Consider the following 21,171-nt stretch of genomic DNA (forward strand, 5'->3'; position numbering starts at 1 on the left):
TTCCTTTCTTTAAGGGCAATATATTTCCTAATTAAATGGATAATTCTTTAGATAATTGATACATAGACATATCAAATTCTTCATGATTATCAAAAGCTTCATTCATATCATAGTCTACCACTTGATGATTCTGGATGCCAATCGCACGCCCACCATTTCCTGCTATTAAAACCTCAACCGCTTTAGCGCCAAATAAACTTGCTAACACTCGGTCACGCCCCGTTGGGGAACCTCCGCGCTGGATATGTCCAAGCACGGAAACTCGTGTTTCAATATCTGCTAGGTCTTTAAGCTTACTAGCAAATTCTGCACCACTCATCACACCTTCAGCGACAATAATTATACTATGCTTTTTCCCACGTTCCGAACCGCTTTTTAAACGTTCGACAATCTCATCCATATTTATCTCTACTTCAGGAATAATAATAGTTTCAGCTCCACCAGCAAGGCCAGCCCATAATGCCAAGTCACCAGCGTCTCTTCCCATTACCTCTACGATAAATGTTCGTTCATGCGATGTAGCAGTATCTCTAATTTTATCAATACTCTCAATCACTGTGTTTAAAGCTGTATCAAAACCTAAAGTATAATCCGTACCTGGAATATCATTATCGATTGTTCCAGGAATTCCTACGCACGGAAAACCACTTTCTGTAAGCTTCATAGAACCTCTATAAGAACCGTCCCCGCCGATAACTACTAATCCTTCAATACCATGTGCCTTTAACTGTTCTATTGCTTTTTGTTGCCCCTCCTCCGTACGGAATTCCGGACATCTAGCAGAAAACAGTTTTGTTCCACCTCTTTGAATAATATCCCCTACAGAACCTAAGTCTAAAACTTCCATCTTACCATCGATCAGTCCTTGGTAACCATGGAATATACCGACTACTTCAAGCCCTTCATAAATAGCTTTCCTTACAACCGCTCGAACAGCAGCATTCATACCGGGAGCGTCTCCTCCACTTGTTAACACACCAATTCTCTTCATCTTTTTTCCCTCCAAACAACGAATTTCATATTATAAGCTTATCACGAAATGAATTAAAAAAAAATGCGTCGTTCTTGACGCATTTTATTCATTAAATTCTCCAATATTTTTGAACTTAATATATCTATTTTCGATTAGCTCATCGGGAGTTAATTTCTCTAATTCTTTCAATGAGTTAATAAGGGTTTCCTTCATATATTCCGCTTGTGCTTCTATATTTTTATGAGCTCCCCCATGGACTTCTTGGATGACAGTATCAATAATCTCCATCTTCTTTAAGTCTGGAGCTGTAATTTTCATCGCTTCTGCAGCTTGTTTCGCCAAAGATGCATCCTTCCAAAGAATAGATGCTGCTCCTTCAGGAGAAATAACCGAATACGTTGAGTTTTCTAGCATATGAATATGATTAGCCACACCTAATGCTAAAGCTCCTCCACTACCACCTTCTCCAATAACAATACTTATTACTGGTACTTTTAAACCAGCCATCTCCACTAAGTTTCTAGCTATTGCTTCACTTTGTCCACGTTCTTCCGCAGCTTTCCCAGGATAAGCACCTTTCGTATCAATCATACATATAATGGGGCGCTTAAACTTTTCTGCTTGTTTCATTAATCGTAATGCTTTACGATACCCCTCTGGATGTGGCATACCAAAATTACGTTTAATGTTCTCTTTTGTATCTATCCCTCTTTGATGTCCAATAATTGTTATTGGTCTTCCTTCAAATAAGGCAATTCCCCCAATAATCGCTGCATCGTCTCCGTAAAGTCGATCTCCATGGAGTTCCATAAAGTCTGTACATAATAATTGAATATAATCTCTTGTAGTAGGACGACTCGGATGACGAGCGACCTGAACACGGTCCCAAGGCTCCATATTTTCATAGATTTCATGTTCTAACTTCTTAAGTCTAGCTTCTAGATGAATGATTTCAGCTGACATATCTACATCAGCACTAGCTGTATATTCTTTTAACTCTTCTATTTTTGTTTTTAATTGGACTATTGGTTCTTCAAAAGGTAGTACTTTTATCATTTTGTGACCTCCTTAGTCGTATGAAGATGGACGATGGAAGCTACTTTTTCTCGCATCTCTTTACGATGAATAATGGCATCTAGCTGACCATGATTCATTAAAAACTCAGCTGTTTGAAAATCCTCTGGCAGTTTTTCTCGAACTGTTTGTTCAATCACCCGTCTACCAGCAAACCCGATTAAAGCTTTAGGTTCAGCGATGTTAATATCACCTACCGAAGCAAAGCTCGCAGAAACTCCACCCGTTGTAGGATGGGTAAGAATAGAAATATAAAGTAGTCCATGATCACTGTGTCTTCTCAAGGCAACAGAAGTTTTCGCCATTTGCATTAAGGACAGAACGCCTTCTTGCATTCTCGCTCCTCCACTTGCAGTGTAAATAATAAAAGGAATTCCTAGCTCTGTCGCTTTCTCCACAGCTCTTGTAATTTTTTCTCCTACTACTGAGCCCATTGATCCCATTCGGAAATGTGAATCCATAATCGCTACGGCGACCTGTTGACCATCTAACTTTCCAATTCCAGTAAGAACAGCCTCATTTAATCCCGTCTTTTGTCCATCTGCTTTTATCTTTTCCGTATAACTTGGGAAATTCAATGGATTAACTGTTTCTAAATGATCATCCATTGATACAAATGAATCTTCATCTAAAAATATGTCTACTCTCTCCCATGCAGTCATTTTCATATGGTGATCACAAGTAGGACAAACCTTTAAATTCTTCATCAAGTCTTTTGTAAATACATTTTTTCTACACTCAGGGCATTTCATCATTATGCCTTCTGGTACATCGTTTTTTGCTTTTTCAGTCGGTATAGTTGCATATCTTTTCTTTTGATTTTTTCTAAATATATCTCGAATACTCATTTATACATCTCCCCTATTAAGCAACAAGAGCCATTCATTATAAAGAGATAACGCTTGTTGTTGTTCTCCATTTTGCAAAGCCATCAAAAGCTGAATCCAAATAGTTTTCTCTTCTAAACTCATATTTTCTTGGTAAGGCTCTCCTGCAAACTGTTTTAATAAAAACCATATTTTTAAACCTAATCGATTATCGGAAATGATAATAATCTCTCGAATAATATCTTCACGAACTACGTCTTCTTCTATCAGTTTTTCTTTAAAGGCATCCCATATATGTAGCGCGTAAAGCCTCTTGGACATACAAATTGTATGAATTGCATCCTTCTCTAATGCTTCTCGCGTTGTATGCACATCTTCCTTCGATTTAGATTCTTGAAGGATAAATGTAGATAACAGCTCGACTAGCCGATGCTTTCGATAATCCGATAAAAAGGTACCTTCTCCTCGGCGTGTTTCTATTAAACCGAGTAATTCTAAGCTCCTCAGCGCTTCCCTAACGGTTGACCTACCTACTTGAAGTCGCTCAGCTAGTTCCCTTTCAGATGGCAATTTACCACCAACGGAAACATTTTCATCTGCAATGAGCTGTCTCAACTGCTTTACAATTTCTAAAAACATTTTTTTAGGATTATTCGTTTGGTCCATTACGCCTCACTCTTCCATAAATTACAAAGTGGTCAGACCACTCATAATTATTAGCATACAAAAGATTTGTTCAAACGTAAAGAAAAAACTGCATAATAATCTATGCAGCTTAGTTCTCTATATATTTAGTAATGATTTGTGAACGACCATTTCTACGTTCTGACTTCCCTGAAATAACGAGCATCTCTTGCTCTTTTAATAATGCGTTGAACTTTGCATATTCCTCTGGAAATAACGTTACCGATAGACTACCCGTATCATCCTGTACTGTTAGAAAAGCCATTGCTTCTCCTTTTTTTGTCCGAATACGTTTTATGTCTTGAATAATTCCAACTATTTTCACTTGGATATCTTTTGTTGCCTGCAAAACATCCCAAATATCAACGAGTTTATCATTTAACATTTTCTTTTTAGATACAGTAGGATGCTCCGAAAAGTATTGACCCAAAACTTCTTTCTCAAATTGCAATTTCTCCATTATTGGAAGTGGTTCGGATTTAATATGTTTAGACTTTCCAAAATGAGAAGCATCTCCACCAAACAAATCAGATTCTTCTGTAGGACTTATCAATTCAGCATATTTAACAGCTGCATCTAAAGTCGATAATAGAGTGGCTCTATCGTAACCAAATTCATCTAAAGCCCCAGCTTTGATCAATGGTTCTACATTTTTTCTAGTAAAATAGACTGCAGATAAATCGGAGGCAAGTTCAAAAATATCTTCCCACTGTGATTCTCTTTCTCTGCGTTGTTGTAATAATTTTTGAATAAAATTATGGGAAACGCCTTTTATAGCTTGTAAACCGAAACGAATACCTCCGCTTTCCACTGTGAAAAAGCGTTGACTACTAAATATAGATGGAGCGAGAATAACCATGTCTTTTTGTCTCATTTCCATCATTAGTTCATTAATTTTCACTTGGTTTCCTGTAGCAATGCTTAATAGTGCACTATAAAATGCTACAGGGAAATGGGCTTTTAAATACGCCATTTGAAAAGAAATTACACTATAGGCGACAGCATGACTTTTTGGAAAACCATAGTCAGCAAATCGGACGATTAAATCATAAACTGCTGTCGCAGACTGATCTGAATGCCCTTCTTGAATTGCTTTTTGAACAAAGTGTACACGTTCACTTTGTAAGACTTCTCGATTTTTTTTGCTCACAGCTCTGCGTAACAAATCAGCTTCCCCGAATGTAAAGCCAGCCATTTTGGAAGCAATTTGCATTATTTGCTCCTGGTAAACAATAATGCCATATGTTTCTTTTAAGATTGGCTCTAATATGGGATGTTCATACGTTACTGGTGCTTGACCAGCTTTTCGCTTGGCGTATAAAGGAATGCTATCCATTGGCCCTGGTCGGAATAGTGCATTCACTGCAACAACATCTTCAAACTTAGTTGGATTGATTTGTTTAAGGGCTTGACGCATTCCTGCCGATTCTAATTGAAATACCCCCGTAGTATCCCCTTGCTGCAATAACTGAAAGGTCAGTTCATCATGGAGCGGTATTTCCGCTAACTTGAATGGGTCAGTTTGTCCATAATTAATGATCTTTAAAATTCTTTCAATAATCGTCAAATTTCGCAACCCTAAAAAATCCATTTTAAGTAAGCCGACTTGTTCTACTTCTTTCATTGGCCATTGGGTCAAATAGATATCCTCATGCCCACTTTGAATAGGGATAACATCTACTAGAGACACTGGTGATAATACTATACCCGCTGCGTGTGTGGAGGCATTTCTAGGTAACCCCTCTAAAGCTAGTGCCACCTGAAACCATTTTTTTCGGATATCCTCTGTTTGTATAAATTCACGTAATTTCTCAGACATATCAAATGCTTCTTTTAACGTGATCCCAGGCTTTGCGGGTATGAAAGAAGAAATAGCTTCTAAAGTGGTAGATTCAAATCCAAACACTCTAGCAACCTCTCTTGCTGCTGCTTTTGCAGACAATGTACCAAATGTAATTATTTGAGAAACATAGTTCTGGCCATATTTCTTTACGACATATTGAATAACTTCCATCCTTCTAGAATCTGCAAAATCGATGTCAATATCCGGCATTGTGATACGTTCAGGATTTAAGAATCGTTCAAATAGTAAACCATATCGCAGGGGATCTATATCTGTTATATTCAAAGAAAATGCTACTAGTGAACTGGCAGAAGACCCACGGCCAGGTCCAGTTAATATATTTTGTTGTTTTGAAAATTTCATGAAGTCCTGAACGATTAAAAAATAATCCTCATAATGCATTTGGTTAATAATGGACAGTTCGTAATTTAAACGTTCAACATATGGCTTCGTAATTTCTTTTATCCGTTTATTCAATCCCTCTTCACAAAGTTCTCTTAAGTAATCCTTAGAATTTTTCGTTTCGGGTAATGGGTACTTAGGCATAATAGAAGCAGACTTTTCAATAGAGACATTACAACTATTTAGCATTCGCTCCGTGTTTTCAATCCATGATGGGGAATCAAAAAACCATTCACTCCATTCCTCACTAGAAAGTATGTGAAGGGAGTCTGTAGATGGTTTTAAGCGAGTGTGATCATTCATTTTAAGTGATTGATCCATTGCATTTAACACTTCATATGCAAAAGCATCTTCTTTTTCTATGTATCGACTCATATGGAAAGCAGTAATAGGTATAGTTAACTGTTCACTGTACTGGATGATGGTTTCTTCATGCTCCATTTTTTTCCCATTTGGGCGTTCTATTGCTAGATAAAATTGACCATTCCCAAAAATCATCTGTAATTCGCTAAGCAGCTCAAGCTCTGTGGAAGACTCTCCTTTGTAGACAGCGATTAATCCATTCTTATATGCTTCTAACCATCTTTTGGGGAGCACTGTAATTTCTCTTGTCTCGATACTGCTCGATATTTTCAGCAAATTTTCATATCCATTATTATCTTTTGCATAGAGCACCAAACTTACAATACCAGTTTCAAGTTGTACATTAACAGTGAGACCAAGTACGGCTTTAATCTGTTGTGCATGTAATGCATGCCAAAAAGGCAGTAAACCATACAATCTACTATTTGTAATGGCTGCTGCCCCTGCATTATTTTGTTTTAACTTTTGTATAAGTTGTTCCAACTGAATTGTGCTTTTCAGCATATCCGCCGATGTCACAATTTGTGGATATACTGTTTTCATATTAACACCTCAATTTACAGCTTTTTTAAATCTTCTATTACTAATGCAGCTTCTTCCCATGTCTTTACAGCAGCTCCCGAGGCAAGTGGATGTCCTCCGCCACCATACTTTTTGGCTATTCCATTAATAACCGGACCTTTTGAACGCAGTCGAACTCGAATTTCTGAAGAATCTTCTATAAAGAAAACCCAGCATTTCATGCCCTTTACATCAGCTAATGCACTAACCAGTAAGGATGCTTCTGATTGGTCGACTTGATACTTTTGTAGAATTTCTCTCGTAAGTTTAATATGACCTACACCAGTTTCATCCATTTCAAAATTAGCATATACATAGCCTTTTAGCTGAAGAAGATTCCGTTCGACTTCATACATGCCATTAAATAACTTCGTACTATCAAAACCATATGTAAGTAATTCTCCTGCAAAATCCATTGTCTGTTTAGTTGTACTTTGGAACATGAATCTACCTGTGTCTCCTACTATTCCTGCAAATAATAATCGTGCAATGGACGCATCCATTTTCCACTGTTTATAGTTTTTTGCTTCTTCGAATAGTTCACAGATCATTTCACTTACCGAACTCGCCTCTGTATTTACCCATAGTAAATCGCCATAAGCATCATCATTAGGATGATGATCTATCTTCACAATATAACTTCCTAATTTATATCGGTCATCATCAATTCTTTCGGTATTTGCTGTATCTGTGACAATGATTAAAGCATCCTGAAAGTCCTCATCAGAAACCTCGTCAGGGTGAGCTAGGAAATTTAGCGTTTCATCATGGGTTCCAGTGGCAAAGACTTTTTTCGATGGATAATTTAGCTGAATGAGTTCTTTTAATCCTATTTGGGAACCATAGGCATCTGGATCGGGCCTAACATGCCGATGCAATATAATTTTTTCGTACTTCTCGATTGTGTCTATGATTTGTCTTTTCATCCCATATAACCTCGCTTGTCTGTTTTTTCTATTCGCATTTTTCCACTTTTCCCTTTACAATAGATAACAGCTTAACTTTTAGATGGAGGGTCATTATGCTTAATATACTATTAGTAGCAGTTATAGTAGTTACATTTGTTTGGTATTTTTATTTTAAAACGAAGCAATTCCGTACACCACTGCCAATACGCAAAAAATGGCTTGGCGCAAAAGCTTCCGTATGTCTAGGAGCATTTTTATTGTTTTTTGGTATTAACTTTCTAATCGTTTATCAATCTTCTATAACATATGTCGTTGCCGGTCTGTTTATTTTACTTGGAGCTTATTTCACATATCACAATGTAAAAGTAGCCAAACACTACGGGCAATTTGTAAAAGAAGAATTATCTATAAATCAATGATGCAGCTAAATTAGCTGCATCATTTTTTTGTCCTATGACTAGAACCAATTACAAAAAAAGTTTGAAATGCTTATCTTTCTAATAACTGATAAGTGACCATAGCTTTTCCTACTAGTAATTTATCATTAAAGATTTCGATATCCATCTTCGCAACTTTTCTGCTCAGTTCTAATACTTTCGCTTGAATGCGTAGAATACTTTCAAGCTGAATTGGTTTCGTATAGAAGATGGTCATATTCTCAACGACACTTTCCCCACGTTTACGAATTTTCAATGTTTGTGCCCCTGTTTCCGTTACTAATATCGTAAAAGCTCCATTGGACATAGCACCGTAATGATCCGTCATTTGAGGTGTAACGACAAATTCAAATATAAAATCCTCTGTAGAAATAATTTTTATTTGCTGTTTAACAATATCATCTATCGTTTCGCCATTTTGTGGTTGTCGAGCTGCAGCCTGTAATGCTTTTAAGACATCTTGTCTACTGATGACACCCTCCAAATAATTGGTATCTCGCACAACAGGTAAAAGGTCTACACCTTCCCAAATCATTCGATGACTTGCTGACGATACACTTGTTTTCATCGTGACGGAAATAGGATTTTTCGTCATAACTTTTTCAATCGGTTCATTGTTAGATTTACCAATGACATCTCTAGCTGTTATTATTCCTACTAATTTCTTCGACGCATCCACTACTGGGAAAACACCGTGCGTTGTACTATTATTTAGTACTCGGTATTGTTTCACTTGATCAGTAGCGTATAAATACGACGTTTCTTGTAGCGGAACATATATATCTTCGATTAATAACACATCTTTTTTTATGAGTTGATCATCAATTGCACGATTGATCATTGTCGCCACAGTGAATGTATCATAACTGGTAGAAATAACGGGAAGCTCTAGTTCGTCCGCTAATCTTTTTGTGTTCTCAGTTACATCAAATCCACCTGTAACAAGAACTGCAGCACCGGCTTGTAACGCAGTCTCATGAACCTTTAATCGATTCCCTGCTATTAACAGATTGCTCGGCTCTACATACCGCATCATGTCTTCTAGTTGCATTGCCCCAATCACAAACTTGTTTAACGTTTTGTGCAATCCGGTTTTTCCACCCAATACTTGACCATCCACAATATTTACTACTTCTGCATAGGTTAAACGCTCGAAATTTTCTTTTTTCTTTAGCTCGATGCGAATTGTCCCTACTCGTTCAATAGTGCTGACTATTCTTCTCGTTTCTGCCTCTTTAATCGCACGATAGGCTGTCCCTTCACTGACAGTTAAATCCTTTGCAATTTGTCTAACGGATATTTTATCGCCTACTGGAAGTTTTTCTATATATGCTAGTATCTGTTCATGTTTTGTTGTCATGTAGTCACATCCAAACGATTATTATACGTTTATTGTACCACATAAGCCTTATTTTCTAGTCACGAATCCATTGAACGTAATCACCAGCACTCAACACTTGTACTTCTGCAGTTTCTACAAGGTTCTTAAATATTTGAGGATCCTGTTTTATAGGTGGAAACGTATTATAATGTACCGGTACAACAATTTGAGGTTTTAGTAGCTGTACCGCGTATGCTGCATCCTCTGGACCCATTGTAAAATTATCTCCAATTGGAAGGAATGCAACATCTATATTATTGCGTTCACCGATTAGTTTCATATCTCCAAACAAAGCCGTATCGCCTGCGTGATAGATAGTTTTGCCCTCCGATGTGAAAAGTACTCCAGCAGGCATTCCGCCGTAAATAATTTCTCCATCTTCTGTTGTAAACGAGCTACTATGAAATGCTTGCGTGAATTTTACTGTTCCAAATTCAAAATCATAAGATCCACCTATTCCCATGGCATGCACATTAATGCCGAATGATTCTACATAATTGGCAAGTTCAAATGTTGCGATTACCGTGGCATTATTTCTTTTTGCCAGGTCTACTGTATCTCCTAAATGATCATTGTGACCATGCGTCACTAAAATTACATCTACTTTCTCTTTGGCCGCGTCTAAATCAGTTTGTCCATTTCCGGTGATAAAAGGATCTATTAAGATTGTGTGTGTATCGGTCATAATTTTAACTACCGAATGTCCGTGATAGCTGATTTCCATATTGTGTTCTCTCCTTTTGAATCATTATTTAAAAGTAGTACTCCTTATAATTCATTCAACGTAGATGTCAGAAATCCTTTATTCTGATATGCTTATAGTATTAAATTTAAAAGAGGTGCCCATATGAATCAAACAGAAAAAATACAATCCTATCTACAAACACATCAAATTGATGCAGCATTTATCACTACTCCAGATAACGTTTTTTATTTTACTGGATTTAAAAGCAATCCCCATGAGCGTCTTTTAGGTGTAGCCGTCTTCAAGGAAGCTGCACCGTTTATCATTTGTCCTAAAATGGAAATTCCAGATGCAAAAGCAGCAGGTTGGAATGGAGAAATAATTGGACATCAAGACACGGACAACGCATGGGATATCTTAGTACAAAAAATGAATGAAACGGCTAGTAATATTCAAAGCCTAGCGGTTGAGAAATCACATATGACAGTTGAAAGATTAGAAGCACTAGAAGAACGACTTTCAAATCTGCAAGTTTCTAGAATCGACGAAAAAATCAATGACCTACGTGTTATTAAGTCTGAAGCAGAATTAGTCAATATGCGTAAAGCGGCCGAGCTTGCGGACTATGCAATTGAAGTTGGTTGCAAGGAAATTGCAGAAGGTAAAACGGAGATTGAAATTTTAAATGCTATTGAATTGGCCGTAAAAGAAAAAGGAGCTGCACAGATGTCATTTGACACAATGGTGTTGAGTGGTCCTAAAACAGCTTCACCTCACGGAACTCCTGGTGACCGTAAAATCCAAAAAGGAGATTTCATTCTTTTTGACTTAGGCGTAGTGTATAACGGCTATTGCTCAGATATTACGCGTACAGTAGCATTTGGAGAACCTTCTCCAGACAAACGCGAAATTTATGAAACAGTACGTCGTGCAGAAGAAGCTGCGGTGGCGGCAGTAAAACCAGGCGTTACTGCTATGGCGCTTGATAAAACTGCAAGAGATATTATTACAGAAGCTGGTTACGGAGAATACTTTACCCATCGTCTAGGACATGGACTTGGAATTTCTGTCCATGAATTCCCTTCGATAACTGGTGTGAATGACATGAAGCTAGAAAAAGGAATGGTATTTACAATCGAACCTGGAATATATCATCCTGATATTACAGGCGTTCGTATTGAAGATGATGTAGTAGTGACAGAAAGTGGCGTTGAAGTGTTAACGAAGTTTCCGAAAGAATTACAAATTTTATAAGATATCTATCAAAGCACTGCGAACATGCAGTGCTTTGTTTTTTTAAAATGCTTTAACAAGCGGCCACATTCTTACCTCGATCTGTTTTGAATAATGCAGGACTACACTGTCATTCTCTACAACAATACCTCGACTACTAAGCATTGTATTTTCTTTAATATTTGCTTCTGCCTGTTGAAGTTCCCATGGGTGATGTAAAATGTCACATCGCAATGGAACTCCTTTGGGGTTTAATGTATATAAGCAGTAACGTTCCACGAGCCACTCTTCGAAAGAACCTTTTTCTGCAAAATATTTCTCAGCTACTGGACGATAATCTGCTACAAACCGAGCATCCTCAGATTTTCTTACACTCTCATATTCAATCATATCCCCTTGCTTTTCGACCTTCATATTTGCACGAACATATGGTAAGTGATAAAAAGTTCTAGCAACTTTTATCGCAAGTAGATTAGTGGCGTCCAAACTAAAAAAATATACTCCTGGTTTACCATCGATTGTTACATATGTTCGAACATTCAACTCTGGAAATTTATCAGTTCCTGGAATAGGAGGTAATCCACGTAATCGAATATCTGTCATATGGAATGGTACTACTCCGACCCAACACACGCCATCATAAGTGTCCAATGGGAATATGTTAGGAACTAGTTTTCGTAAGACATTAAAATTAACTGGAAAATGAGCAAAAAGCAAATCATTCCAAGTTTGTTTCATTGTCCAAGGCATATTTGGCAATGGCCATAATCTGTGTCCATCATCCCAGCTCGTTTCTTTGGATTGTTTATAATCTGTCATTATTAATAGCTCCTATTCCGAAATGATATCTTCACAAAAATAGTAAGTATCCAACATATGCAAAAACTAAGCCCCCTACATAAGTAATAAGAAAATACATAAGCCAAATTTTAGGATATTTTTGCAAGGAATATAGTTCTTTATTTAATGTAGAGAAAGTCGTCAGAGAACCTAGTAATCCTGATCCAATAAAAACCATATAAGTTTCTCCCGCTTGACTACCTACCAATAAACCAAGCAAAAATGCCCCTACTAAATTAACTAATAGTGTACCAAATGGGAAAGAACCACTTGCGCTTTTGTTTAGTTTTTTGGAAAGGATATATCGTAGATTAGCACCGATAAATCCCGCAATACCAACTAAGATGAAACTCATGGTCCCACCTCTTTTTTCCACCCAAGATTGCTCATCATAATTCCACCTACAATACTTACTGTCATATAAAGAATGGCAATACCAATTTGGTTAGCTTCTATCATCGTGATCGTTTCCACACTGAATGCTGAAAAAGTTGTAAAAGATCCGAGAAAACCTGTACTGATGGCAGACTTTAGCTTACTCGAAAATCGGAGCCTTCTAGACATTAGATATGCCAATGCATAACATCCAATCAAGTTTACCAGTAAAGTTGAAAATGGAAAACCTGAATCATGTACTATAATAATACTAATGGCATACCTTGCAACCGCCCCTAACGAACCTGCAAGTCCTATGTATAAATATATCAATAATATCGCCCCATTAACTAGAAATCACTCAAAGCATAATTGCTTTGAGTGATGATTTTATCATATTATTTTAAAAGTGTAGCTACATCTACATAAGGTAAATCTTGTGCTTCTGCAACCGCTTTAAAAGTAACATGTCCCGCTAAAGTGTTAAGTCCTTTTTGAAGCGACAGGTTGTCTAGACATGCTTGTTTATAGCCTTTGTTGGCAATTTGTAACGCATACGGAATTGTAGCATTTAAAAGCGCCATTGTAGAAGTTCTTGGAACCGCTCCAGGCATATTTGCTACAGCATAATGTACTACCCCATGTTTTTCATATGTTGGATTATCATGTGTTGTGATGCGATCAGAAGTTTCGAAAATTCCACCTTGATCGATAGCAATATCAATTACGACAGAACCAGGAGACATCGTTTTAATCATTTCTTCTGTTACTAATTTCGGAGCTTTTGCACCGGGAATTAATACACACCCAATTACTAAATCTGCTTCCTTAACTGCCTCTGCAATATTATATGGACTAGAAATTAATGTTTGGATGCTTGACCCAAAGATATCCTCTAATTGACGAAGACGATCCGGATTTAAATCGATGATCGTTACTTGTGCTCCCATCCCAATAGCTACACGCGCTGCGTTGGCCCCAGCAATCCCTCCACCGATGATTGCTACTTTTGCGCGAGGAACTCCTGGAACTCCACCAAGTAATATTCCTTTTCCACCATGTATTTGCTCTAAGTACTGTGCACCAATTTGAGTTGCCATACGGCCAGCAACCTCACTCATCGGAGACAACAACGGTAATGTATTATTAGGTAATTGTACTGTTTCATATGCTATAGCTGTAACTTTTTTATCTATTAGTACTCTTGTTAAATCCGCTTCAGGAGCTAGATGTAAATAGGTGAAAAGAATTGACTCTTCACGGATTAACTCATATTCAGCATGAGTAGGTTCTTTTACTTTCATGACCATCTCCTGATCCCATGCTTCTTTTGCAGTGGATACAATTTTAGCACCTGCAGTAATATAGTCCTCATCTGTAAAGCTTGACCCAAGCCCAGCTCCGGTTTCGATAAAAACTTCATGTTGGTAATGAGTAAGACTCACTACTCCAGCTGGTGTCATTGCTACGCGATTTTCATTGTTTTTTGTTTCCTTTGGAATCCCAATACGCATTTCTTGCATCCTCCTATGTAAATCATGTTGGTATGAAGATGACACAATATTTCATACAAATTCATTTTATCATTTATATATTTAAAATACTGCAACTATTTAATTTTCAATTTTAAGTATTCACAAATATGACTTAATATACAGAATTAAAATGAATAAAAAGAAGGAATATGTCTAACAATCTCGAATACTATATATATAACCAACAAGGAGGTTTTTAAAATGACATTAAAATATAATCAAATTTTAGTTGCAGTCGATGGTTCCAAAGAAGCGGAATATGCATTCAAAAAATCTGTTTCTATTGCAGCACGTAACAATGCAACATTAAATCTTATTAATATTATCGATACTCGTTCATTCGCTGCAATTGAAGCTTATGACCGCTCTATCGCTGAAAGAGCTCAAACATTTGCAGAAGATTTACTAGGTGGATATAAAAAAGAAGCGCTTGCTGCTGGAGTACAAAATGTAAATGTTGTTGTGGATTACGGTTCACCAAAAACAATGATTTCTAAAGACATTGCTAAAAAAGTAGAAGCAGATCTTATCATCTGTGGAGCGACTGGTTTAAATGCAATGGAAAGATTCTTGATCGGTAGTGTATCCGAATATATCGTACGTTCCGCTACATGCGACGTATTAGTAGTACGTACAGAAGAACGTCCAGAAGTATAAACTCATAGATTAACAAAATGGCTAGACGTGAAACTTCTCACGTTTAGTCATTTTTTATTTAAACTTTGTTTTTCTTCTACCATGCTATGATCTAATTCTTCTTTAACTCACACATACATTAATACCCAAACAGTTTAGCTTCTCCCACTATGCGCAGCTACTCGCCATCAAAATAAGAAAAGTCTATCTCTTTCAAAACTATTTTTTTCTTTATACTTACTCCTATATCATTCTCTATCATTAGTCTTGCAAGTTTTCTTCCACCAATTAATATAATTTTTTTAGATTCAAGACGCTCAACATATTCTTCTGCTCCTTTAGAAAAAGATGATGTTGTTATAAAAATGCCTTTTCTAGCTGCTTTCGCATCCAATGCTCCAGAAAAACTCATAACTTCCGGTCTACCAACCGTATTTTCCCATCTTTTTGCTTGAACATAGATATTATCTAAACCTAGTTTGTCTTCTTTGATTATTCCATCTAATCCACCATCATTAGTTCTTTGTGTAACCTGTCCATCTCCGTAGCCCATCGCCGTGAGTAATTCAACAACAATTGTTTCCAGTCTTCTCCAGTGAGCTTTTTTCAGTTCATTCACTAACTTATTTACAAGTTCTTCTTCAATCTCCTCGACATTTTCTTGAATGACTTCAATAGGATCAATAACCTTTTCTAACTCTTCTATTTCTTCGTTTATATCCACGTTGTTATTATTTAATAGTTCTATTCCTTCGTTGGTAATTTGATAAGTATGAGTACTTACTTCTTCAATATAACTTTGTTTTTGCAAAGAAAACCTCGATGCCCTCATCCTAGACGTAAAAATAGTTTCCTTACTTTCAGGGTAAGCAATACTTAATTGATCATCAGTTAGTGAAAGATACTCAGCAACACCTTTATTTAACATTGATGCTATGAAGGGTTTTCTATCCCTCATGACATTCAATAAAGGAATAATAAGATCTTTTAATGAAGGGATTGAATCAACTAGAGCTTGTCCTAGTTCGTCTAAAACTGAATATTCTTTAATTATTTTTTCTACCTCATCTACAGTTTCAGGAACGCCTTCTTCCTTAAAAATCTCTAATATTTTTCCTCTAGTGAATTTTTTATCAGAAAGTTGCTTTATGGTAACTAAAACTTTATACGCATTATCATCATACATTTTACTTTTGCCGACCATTTTAGGCGGAACAAATTCTTGAAACTCAGTAATCCATTTCCTGCCGGTAGCCTCTGACCACCCTAATTTAGAAGATAATGTACTCTGATTAATATAAGTTTTACTCACTATTACATCTCCATTTATTTGCATATTTTAATAAAATTATAACATGTCTATCACCTGACCTTTCATATAGCCTAATAATCTTTTGCTAATTTATATTCAAGGTTATGTTTTCAAGATTCCATTTTTCAACTAGTTCATTTTTATTTATTACAAAGTCAATTCGTTTGATTGGAGCGGAAGGCGGCGACTCCAGCGGGACAGCGCGAGCTGAAAGCCCCGCAGGAAAGACATTGGGCAAACTTTATTTTGACCAATGTCTTTGCGACGAGTAACCGCAGGAGCATATGTTTTCGCAGTGACGAGGAGATTGAAGCCGTGCCCGCGGAAAGCAACCGCCTGAAGAGGAAATCAATATTAGGAAGATTACACTTTTTTACATTGACTTATATAGATTATTTTCTATAAATGTCTATTAAATTAATCAAATATTACTTAGGGATAAAACAAATATAAAAAGGAGTAGTTCATCAAATATAGTTGATGAGGCCTACTCTCATTTTTAAAAGTTCACTTTTGTATATTGCATAACTACTAGAACTATTACCTTCTATATCCTTTATTTATCCGGATTTAAACTTTACACAATTTGAAATCACTCATTCTAGCTACAATCCCGCTATTCTCACCGTATCTCTAGCAATCATAATCTCTTCGTTTGTCGGGATAACTATCACTTTAACCGGTGAATGCGGGTAGTTGATGAAATTTTCTTTTCCGTTTATTTTATTTAGATCGGGATCCATATACACGCCCATAAACTGCAGTCCTTTTAAGACTTTTTCACGAATAACCTCACTATTTTCACCGATTCCTGCAGTGAAAATAATGGCATCCACACCATTCATACGTGCAGCATAGGAGCCGATGTACTTATGAATTCTATTAGCAAATACATCTAAAGCTAACTGTGCCCGGTCGTTCCCTTTTGTAGCTTCCGTAACGATATCACGCAAATCACTAGAGAATCCGGAAACACCTAGCATTCCTGATTTCTTATTTAAAATATCTAAAATACCTTCTGCATCTTTCCCTGTTTTCTCCATCAAATAAGGGATTAGAGCAGGATCTATATTACCTGACCTGGTTCCCATTGTTACCCCTGCAAGCGGAGTAAACCCCATAGATGTGTCGATAGATTTACCATGGTGAATAGCCGCAATACTTGCCCCATTGCCAAGATGACAGGATATAAATCGAGTTGTTTCCAAAGGTCTGTTTAATAAAATTGCAGCTCTCTCTGAAACATACTTATGGGAAGTCCCATGAAAACCATATTTTCGAATACCATACTTTTCATAATAATTATATGGGATGGAATATAGATAAGAACTTTCTGGCATCGTTTGATGAAAAGCAGTATCAAAAACAGCAACCGCTGGCACATTAGGAAGTTCTTTTTTAAATACTTTTATACCAGTAACGTTCGCTGGATTATGAAGCGGCGCTAACTCCGATAGTTCTTCTAGCTTCTCTAATACTTCAGTTGTTATTAAAACAGAGTCACTGTAAACCTCTCCTCCATGTACAACTCGGTGTCCAATTCCATCAATATCATCTAACGATTCTATTACATTCTTTTCAATTAACATATACATCAATAGTTTTACCGCTTGTTCGTGATTGTCCACCTGTTCAATAATATTTATACGTTCCTCATTTGTCGTCATTGTAAAAATTGGATTTCCTAGACCAATTCTTTCTATTAATCCTTTAGCAATTACTTGTTCGTCTACCATTTCAAAAACTTGGAATTTTAATGAAGAGCTTCCTGCATTTATAGCTAATATTATTGGCATAAAAAACGCTCCTTCGTTGAACTAGTACTTTAATTGTACCGTTCAACGAAGGAGCTAGCAACTCACTTAGTATTCTCTTCTTGCCAAATTTCGACCTTTTTCAAAAACAGTTCCATAGATTCTTTGTTCATCATGTTTGGAACTTTTGCTAAAAGAACCTCTCTTGGCGCTTTTAAGTCACTGCTTTTCTTTTGTAATATTAGCAAGCTTTTTTCTTGTCCCTTTGTTTTAAAAATAGAAGTTGGAAATTGAATGACTGCTTGAATCCAACCATTTTCCTTGATGAATTCATGAAGCTTCGGTGCTTGTTTCGATTCAAATATAGTATCTGGTACTAGGAAGAAAAGATAGCCACCTGGTTTAACGTGTTTCATCGACTGCTCCATAAACAAGTGATGGGCATACGACATTTCCTCCGTACTATGAAGGAAATAATCTTGCGAAGTTTCCGAATCTGGATAATATCCAACCGGTAAATCACTTACTACAATATCCACAGGATCAATTAAAAGAGGCTTTAATGCATCTTGTCTAAATAACTGTACGTCGTGTGTAAGGAGCTCACCAGTTTGCGCAGCCAATTGAATTAACAACTCATCAATTTCTACACCAAATGCGTAGTTTTCCGTTGGTAGTGCATTCATAATCGTAAATAACAAATTCCCTGTTCCTAGGGCAGGATCTAAAATCGATAGTTCTTTTCTATCCTTAGTCATTTCTTTCACAAAGTAACTTACTAATAATCCTATCGCATCCGGAGTCATTTGATGATTAACCTGAACGGACTTCTTCATTCCTTTTAGTATTGCTAATTGAATTGCTTTGCGTACTTCTTCTTTATCTGCGTCCCGAACAGATGGCACTTTTTTTTCATTAAGCCATAGCTCTAACGCATAAACGACACCTTCTAAATAAGTAGCAGAAGCTTCATTTTCAATATAATTACTCTCTTGATCAATAAACGTAAAAATTTGTTCTACATGTGTATGCATAGTATCCCTCATAGTAAAACCCACTCCTTCTTCAGAGTGGGTTTGCATTTTTTTAAAGATAAGAAAGTATATACTTTTTTACCCTTTATCTGTCTAGCTCCTGCGCCTAACCCTTCAAGTCGCTTCAGACTTGCAACGCTAGGCGCTTGCGCTTTTCTTAGTTAGTTAGTGCTTTTACTGCTTCTAATGCTTTTTCATAATTTGGATGATCTGTACCTTCTCCAACATATTCAACATAAGTTACAACATCGTTTTTATCTACTACAAATACAGAACGAGCTAATAAGCGTAATTCCTGCATAAGTACCCCGTAAGCTTCTCCGAAAGCTGCATCACGGTGATCTGATAAAGTTTGAATTGCATCAGCAGCATTAGCCCCGCACCAACGTTTTTGAGCGAAAGGTAAATCCATCGATACTGTTAAAATTGCTACATCTTCACCTAAACTAGCAGCCTCTTCGTTAAATTTGTTTGTTTGTGTAGAACAAACTCCTGTATCTAGGGAAGGAACTACACTGATTAAACGAATTTTACCAGCAGAATCTTGTAGAGTCACAGGTGATAAATCATTTGCTAGCACAGAAAAGTCAGGTGCCTTACTACCAACTACCACTTCTTTTCCAACTAATGTGACCGGACTATTTTTAAATGTTACTTTTGCCATAATATGTAGCCTCCTTTTTCATTATCTTTATCTTACTAGAATACGTTCGGCTCATGCAACTCTTTTGCAGGAGCGTTCTCATATGTGACTTTCTCTTTTAGATCAAATACGGTCTCATGGACAACAAGCGTATCAGCGATAAAATCATGTACCCCTTGTTTTTTAGGAGTAAAAGCTACCACTAAATAAGGTATATTCAATGGAACAATAGAGATTAAGCGACCAATCCATTCTCTAAATATAACAGTACTCCATTTTAGTTTTCCACCGTCTTTGGATATAACTTTAATACCAAAAATCATCTTTCCTACTGTCTGGCTACAAAGCTTTGTCATCAACACGAAGTATGCGTAAAAGATAGCTGCTGTGATTAATGTAAAAGGCGCATACCATACAGGATTATTTAAGTCTAATGAAAACAACCGAAATATAGGTTTGATCAATAACATACCAACAGATGCCAAAATGAGAATATCTACTGTATATGCCCAAAAACGAATCCAAAAGCCCGCAGCCTTCTGTTCATATTGTGCCGTTCGATGAACAATTACTTGCTGGGTTGCAGAGGTGTTCGCTTGCACATGCTGCTCTTCTGATTGTACAAATTCACTCATCTTAAACCCTCCTTATTCATTCCCGTATAAATACATCATTTTTGGTGAGCTATTTTCTGTGATTAACTTCGCAATAAGCTTGGATTCCAAATCTAAACCTAAGAATGACTGTGCTTTCACAGCAAATAGGGAAGCAAAACTTTGTGAATAGCCATATTCAAATACTTCTGCATCTTGTAAGTCATAATCTGTTTTAATAGATTGAATTACATCCTCTACAAAGCCATATTCATCAGCTAAGCCAGCTTCAATTGCTTGTCGACCATTTAAAATTCGTCCATCCGCAACTTTTTTCACTTCTGCTTCGGTCATATTTCTACCTTTTTCGATAATATCAACGAAGTCCTCATACGAGTCATTTAACATTTCTTGAAGCATTGTTCTTTCAGCTTCTGTCATTTCTCTAGTAGGGCTCATAATATCTTTGTATGGACCAGATTTAATTGTTACAAATTCTACGCCATATTTTTCTGCTAGTTTACCATAGTTAACACTTTGCATAATGACACCAATAGAACCTGTCATCGTCTCTTTGTTCACAAATATTTTATCAGCAGGTGCAGATATATAGTATCCACCTGAAGCAGCCATACTTCCCATAGAAACATAGATCGGTTTCTCAGTTTCTTCTTGAAGTTCAATAATTTCTTTATAAATTTGTGCCGATTCGACAACTCCGCCACCTGGTGAATTTACTTGTAACACAATCCCTTTTACAGTGTCATCGACTTTTGCTTGTTCTAATTGTTGCATGAAGAATTGATGATTATATCCTTCCGCTGCAAAAAGCGAGCTTGCACTTCCAGTATCTTGAATAGTCCCATCTACCGTAAGTACTACGATTCGTTCGTTCATACTACCTTCTTCCAAAACAGTTTCAAAAAACTCTGAGCTAGAAGCAGATGCAAAGTCCTCTAAATACGATGTCCAATCTGTTGAAAAAGCAGTGGAAACAGTATTGACGAAAATAGAAATAAGCAGTAACAGTGATGCTCCTAAAATAGCAAACCAGCGTTTCATATTCATATATACAATT

Annotated in this window: 21 protein-coding genes; 3 read left to right on the plus strand and 18 right to left on the minus strand. The window is 36.7% G+C overall.

The features are described from left to right. Window positions 1-31: 31 nt before the first annotated feature. The 6 genes from pfkA to MHI40_RS12585 form a co-directional block, all read right to left on the minus strand. Window positions 32-991 (minus strand): 6-phosphofructokinase, encoded by a 960-nt coding sequence (pfkA, locus tag MHI40_RS12560; protein ID WP_340762919.1) that lies wholly within the window; start codon window positions 989-991, stop codon window positions 32-34. 84 nt (window positions 992-1,075) lie between these two features. Then, window positions 1,076-2,029: an acetyl-CoA carboxylase carboxyl transferase subunit alpha gene (accA, locus tag MHI40_RS12565; protein WP_340762921.1), complete on the minus strand. Its 954-nt coding sequence runs from the start codon at window positions 2,027-2,029 to the stop codon at window positions 1,076-1,078. After that, a complete protein-coding gene (gene accD / locus MHI40_RS12570; protein WP_340762923.1) occupies window positions 2,026-2,895 on the minus strand; it encodes an acetyl-CoA carboxylase, carboxyltransferase subunit beta in 870 nt (289 codons plus the stop codon). Before accD ends, accA begins: the two co-directional genes overlap by 4 nt. Then, on the minus strand, window positions 2,896-3,540 hold the full coding sequence (locus tag MHI40_RS12575; RefSeq protein ID WP_093536890.1) for a FadR/GntR family transcriptional regulator: 645 nt from the start codon (window positions 3,538-3,540) through the stop codon (window positions 2,896-2,898). It abuts the gene before it with no gap. A gap of 109 nt (window positions 3,541-3,649) precedes the next feature. Further along, a complete protein-coding gene (gene dnaE / locus MHI40_RS12580; protein WP_340762924.1) occupies window positions 3,650-6,709 on the minus strand; it encodes a DNA polymerase III subunit alpha in 3,060 nt (1,019 codons plus the stop codon). A gap of 14 nt (window positions 6,710-6,723) precedes the next feature. Then, window positions 6,724-7,653, minus strand: coding sequence for a DHH family phosphoesterase (locus MHI40_RS12585; RefSeq protein WP_340762925.1), 930 nt, complete (start codon window positions 7,651-7,653; stop codon window positions 6,724-6,726). A gap of 95 nt (window positions 7,654-7,748) precedes the next feature. Between MHI40_RS12585 and MHI40_RS12590 the strand changes: the two genes are divergently transcribed. Beyond that, window positions 7,749-8,054 carry a YtpI family protein gene (locus MHI40_RS12590; protein WP_093536887.1) on the plus strand — a complete coding sequence of 102 codons (306 nt, stop codon included), beginning with the start codon at window positions 7,749-7,751 and terminating at the stop codon, window positions 8,052-8,054. A 70-nt stretch (window positions 8,055-8,124) separates the two neighbouring features. Here the strand turns inward: MHI40_RS12590 and MHI40_RS12595 are convergent, their stop codons facing one another. Together MHI40_RS12595 and MHI40_RS12600 are read right to left on the minus strand one after the other, a co-directional pair. Then, window positions 8,125-9,432, minus strand: a complete 1,308-nt coding sequence (locus MHI40_RS12595; RefSeq protein ID WP_093536886.1) for a DRTGG domain-containing protein — start codon at window positions 9,430-9,432, stop codon at window positions 8,125-8,127. Window positions 9,433-9,487: 55 nt separating this feature from the next. After that, window positions 9,488-10,177, minus strand: coding sequence for a metal-dependent hydrolase (locus MHI40_RS12600; protein ID WP_093536885.1), 690 nt, complete (start codon window positions 10,175-10,177; stop codon window positions 9,488-9,490). Window positions 10,178-10,300: 123 nt separating this feature from the next. Between MHI40_RS12600 and MHI40_RS12605 the strand changes: the two genes are divergently transcribed. Beyond that, window positions 10,301-11,392 carry a M24 family metallopeptidase gene (locus tag MHI40_RS12605; RefSeq protein ID WP_340762927.1) on the plus strand — a complete coding sequence of 364 codons (1,092 nt, stop codon included), beginning with the start codon at window positions 10,301-10,303 and terminating at the stop codon, window positions 11,390-11,392. A gap of 42 nt (window positions 11,393-11,434) precedes the next feature. On the opposite strand, the gene MHI40_RS12610 is transcribed toward MHI40_RS12605, so the two are convergent. The 4 genes from MHI40_RS12610 to ald form a co-directional block, all read right to left on the minus strand. Then, the gene (locus MHI40_RS12610) at window positions 11,435-12,190 is read right to left on the minus strand and encodes a YqjF family protein (RefSeq protein ID WP_445678325.1); all 756 of its coding nucleotides are present in this window, start codon (window positions 12,188-12,190) and stop codon (window positions 11,435-11,437) included. 31 nt (window positions 12,191-12,221) lie between these two features. Beyond that, the gene (locus MHI40_RS12615) at window positions 12,222-12,566 is read right to left on the minus strand and encodes a fluoride efflux transporter FluC (protein WP_340762928.1); all 345 of its coding nucleotides are present in this window, start codon (window positions 12,564-12,566) and stop codon (window positions 12,222-12,224) included. Continuing rightward, window positions 12,563-12,919, minus strand: a complete 357-nt coding sequence (gene crcB, locus MHI40_RS12620; RefSeq protein WP_340762929.1) for a fluoride efflux transporter CrcB — start codon at window positions 12,917-12,919, stop codon at window positions 12,563-12,565. The genes MHI40_RS12615 and crcB overlap by 4 nt, the downstream gene beginning before the upstream one ends. Window positions 12,920-12,984: 65 nt before the next feature. After that, window positions 12,985-14,100, minus strand: coding sequence for an alanine dehydrogenase (gene ald / locus MHI40_RS12625; RefSeq protein WP_093536880.1), 1,116 nt, complete (start codon window positions 14,098-14,100; stop codon window positions 12,985-12,987). Window positions 14,101-14,322: 222 nt separating this feature from the next. Here ald and MHI40_RS12630 point away from each other — a divergent pair, with 222 nt between their 5' ends. Beyond that, window positions 14,323-14,778: a universal stress protein gene (locus MHI40_RS12630; protein ID WP_093536879.1), complete on the plus strand. Its 456-nt coding sequence runs from the start codon at window positions 14,323-14,325 to the stop codon at window positions 14,776-14,778. Between the two features lie 157 nt (window positions 14,779-14,935). On the opposite strand, the gene MHI40_RS12635 is transcribed toward MHI40_RS12630, so the two are convergent. The 6 genes from MHI40_RS12635 to sppA all read right to left on the minus strand — a co-directional run bounded on the left by MHI40_RS12635 (window position 14,936) and on the right by sppA (window position 21,161). Then, entirely contained in the window at window positions 14,936-16,069 is a 1,134-nt protein-coding gene (locus MHI40_RS12635) for a restriction endonuclease (protein ID WP_340762930.1), read from the minus strand. Window positions 16,070-16,674: 605 nt separating this feature from the next. Then, a complete protein-coding gene (locus MHI40_RS12640; RefSeq protein WP_340762931.1) occupies window positions 16,675-17,865 on the minus strand; it encodes an acetate kinase in 1,191 nt (396 codons plus the stop codon). Window positions 17,866-17,927: 62 nt separating this feature from the next. After that, window positions 17,928-18,869, minus strand: coding sequence for a class I SAM-dependent methyltransferase (locus tag MHI40_RS12645; protein WP_245762672.1), 942 nt, complete (start codon window positions 18,867-18,869; stop codon window positions 17,928-17,930). 145 nt (window positions 18,870-19,014) lie between these two features. Continuing rightward, complete coding sequence (gene tpx / locus MHI40_RS12650; RefSeq protein ID WP_093536877.1) at window positions 19,015-19,521, minus strand: thiol peroxidase; 507 nt, start codon at window positions 19,519-19,521, stop codon at window positions 19,015-19,017. A gap of 35 nt (window positions 19,522-19,556) precedes the next feature. Then, on the minus strand, window positions 19,557-20,135 hold the full coding sequence (locus MHI40_RS12655; RefSeq protein ID WP_340762932.1) for an RDD family protein: 579 nt from the start codon (window positions 20,133-20,135) through the stop codon (window positions 19,557-19,559). Window positions 20,136-20,147: 12 nt separating this feature from the next. After that, window positions 20,148-21,161, minus strand: a complete 1,014-nt coding sequence (gene sppA, locus MHI40_RS12660) for a signal peptide peptidase SppA (protein WP_340762933.1) — start codon at window positions 21,159-21,161, stop codon at window positions 20,148-20,150. Window positions 21,162-21,171: the final 10 nt, after the last annotated feature.

Origin of the sequence: Psychrobacillus sp. FSL H8-0510 (assembly GCF_038008345.1) — a bacterium.
GTDB classification, from domain to species: Bacteria; Bacillota; Bacilli; order Bacillales_A; family Planococcaceae; genus Psychrobacillus; species Psychrobacillus psychrotolerans.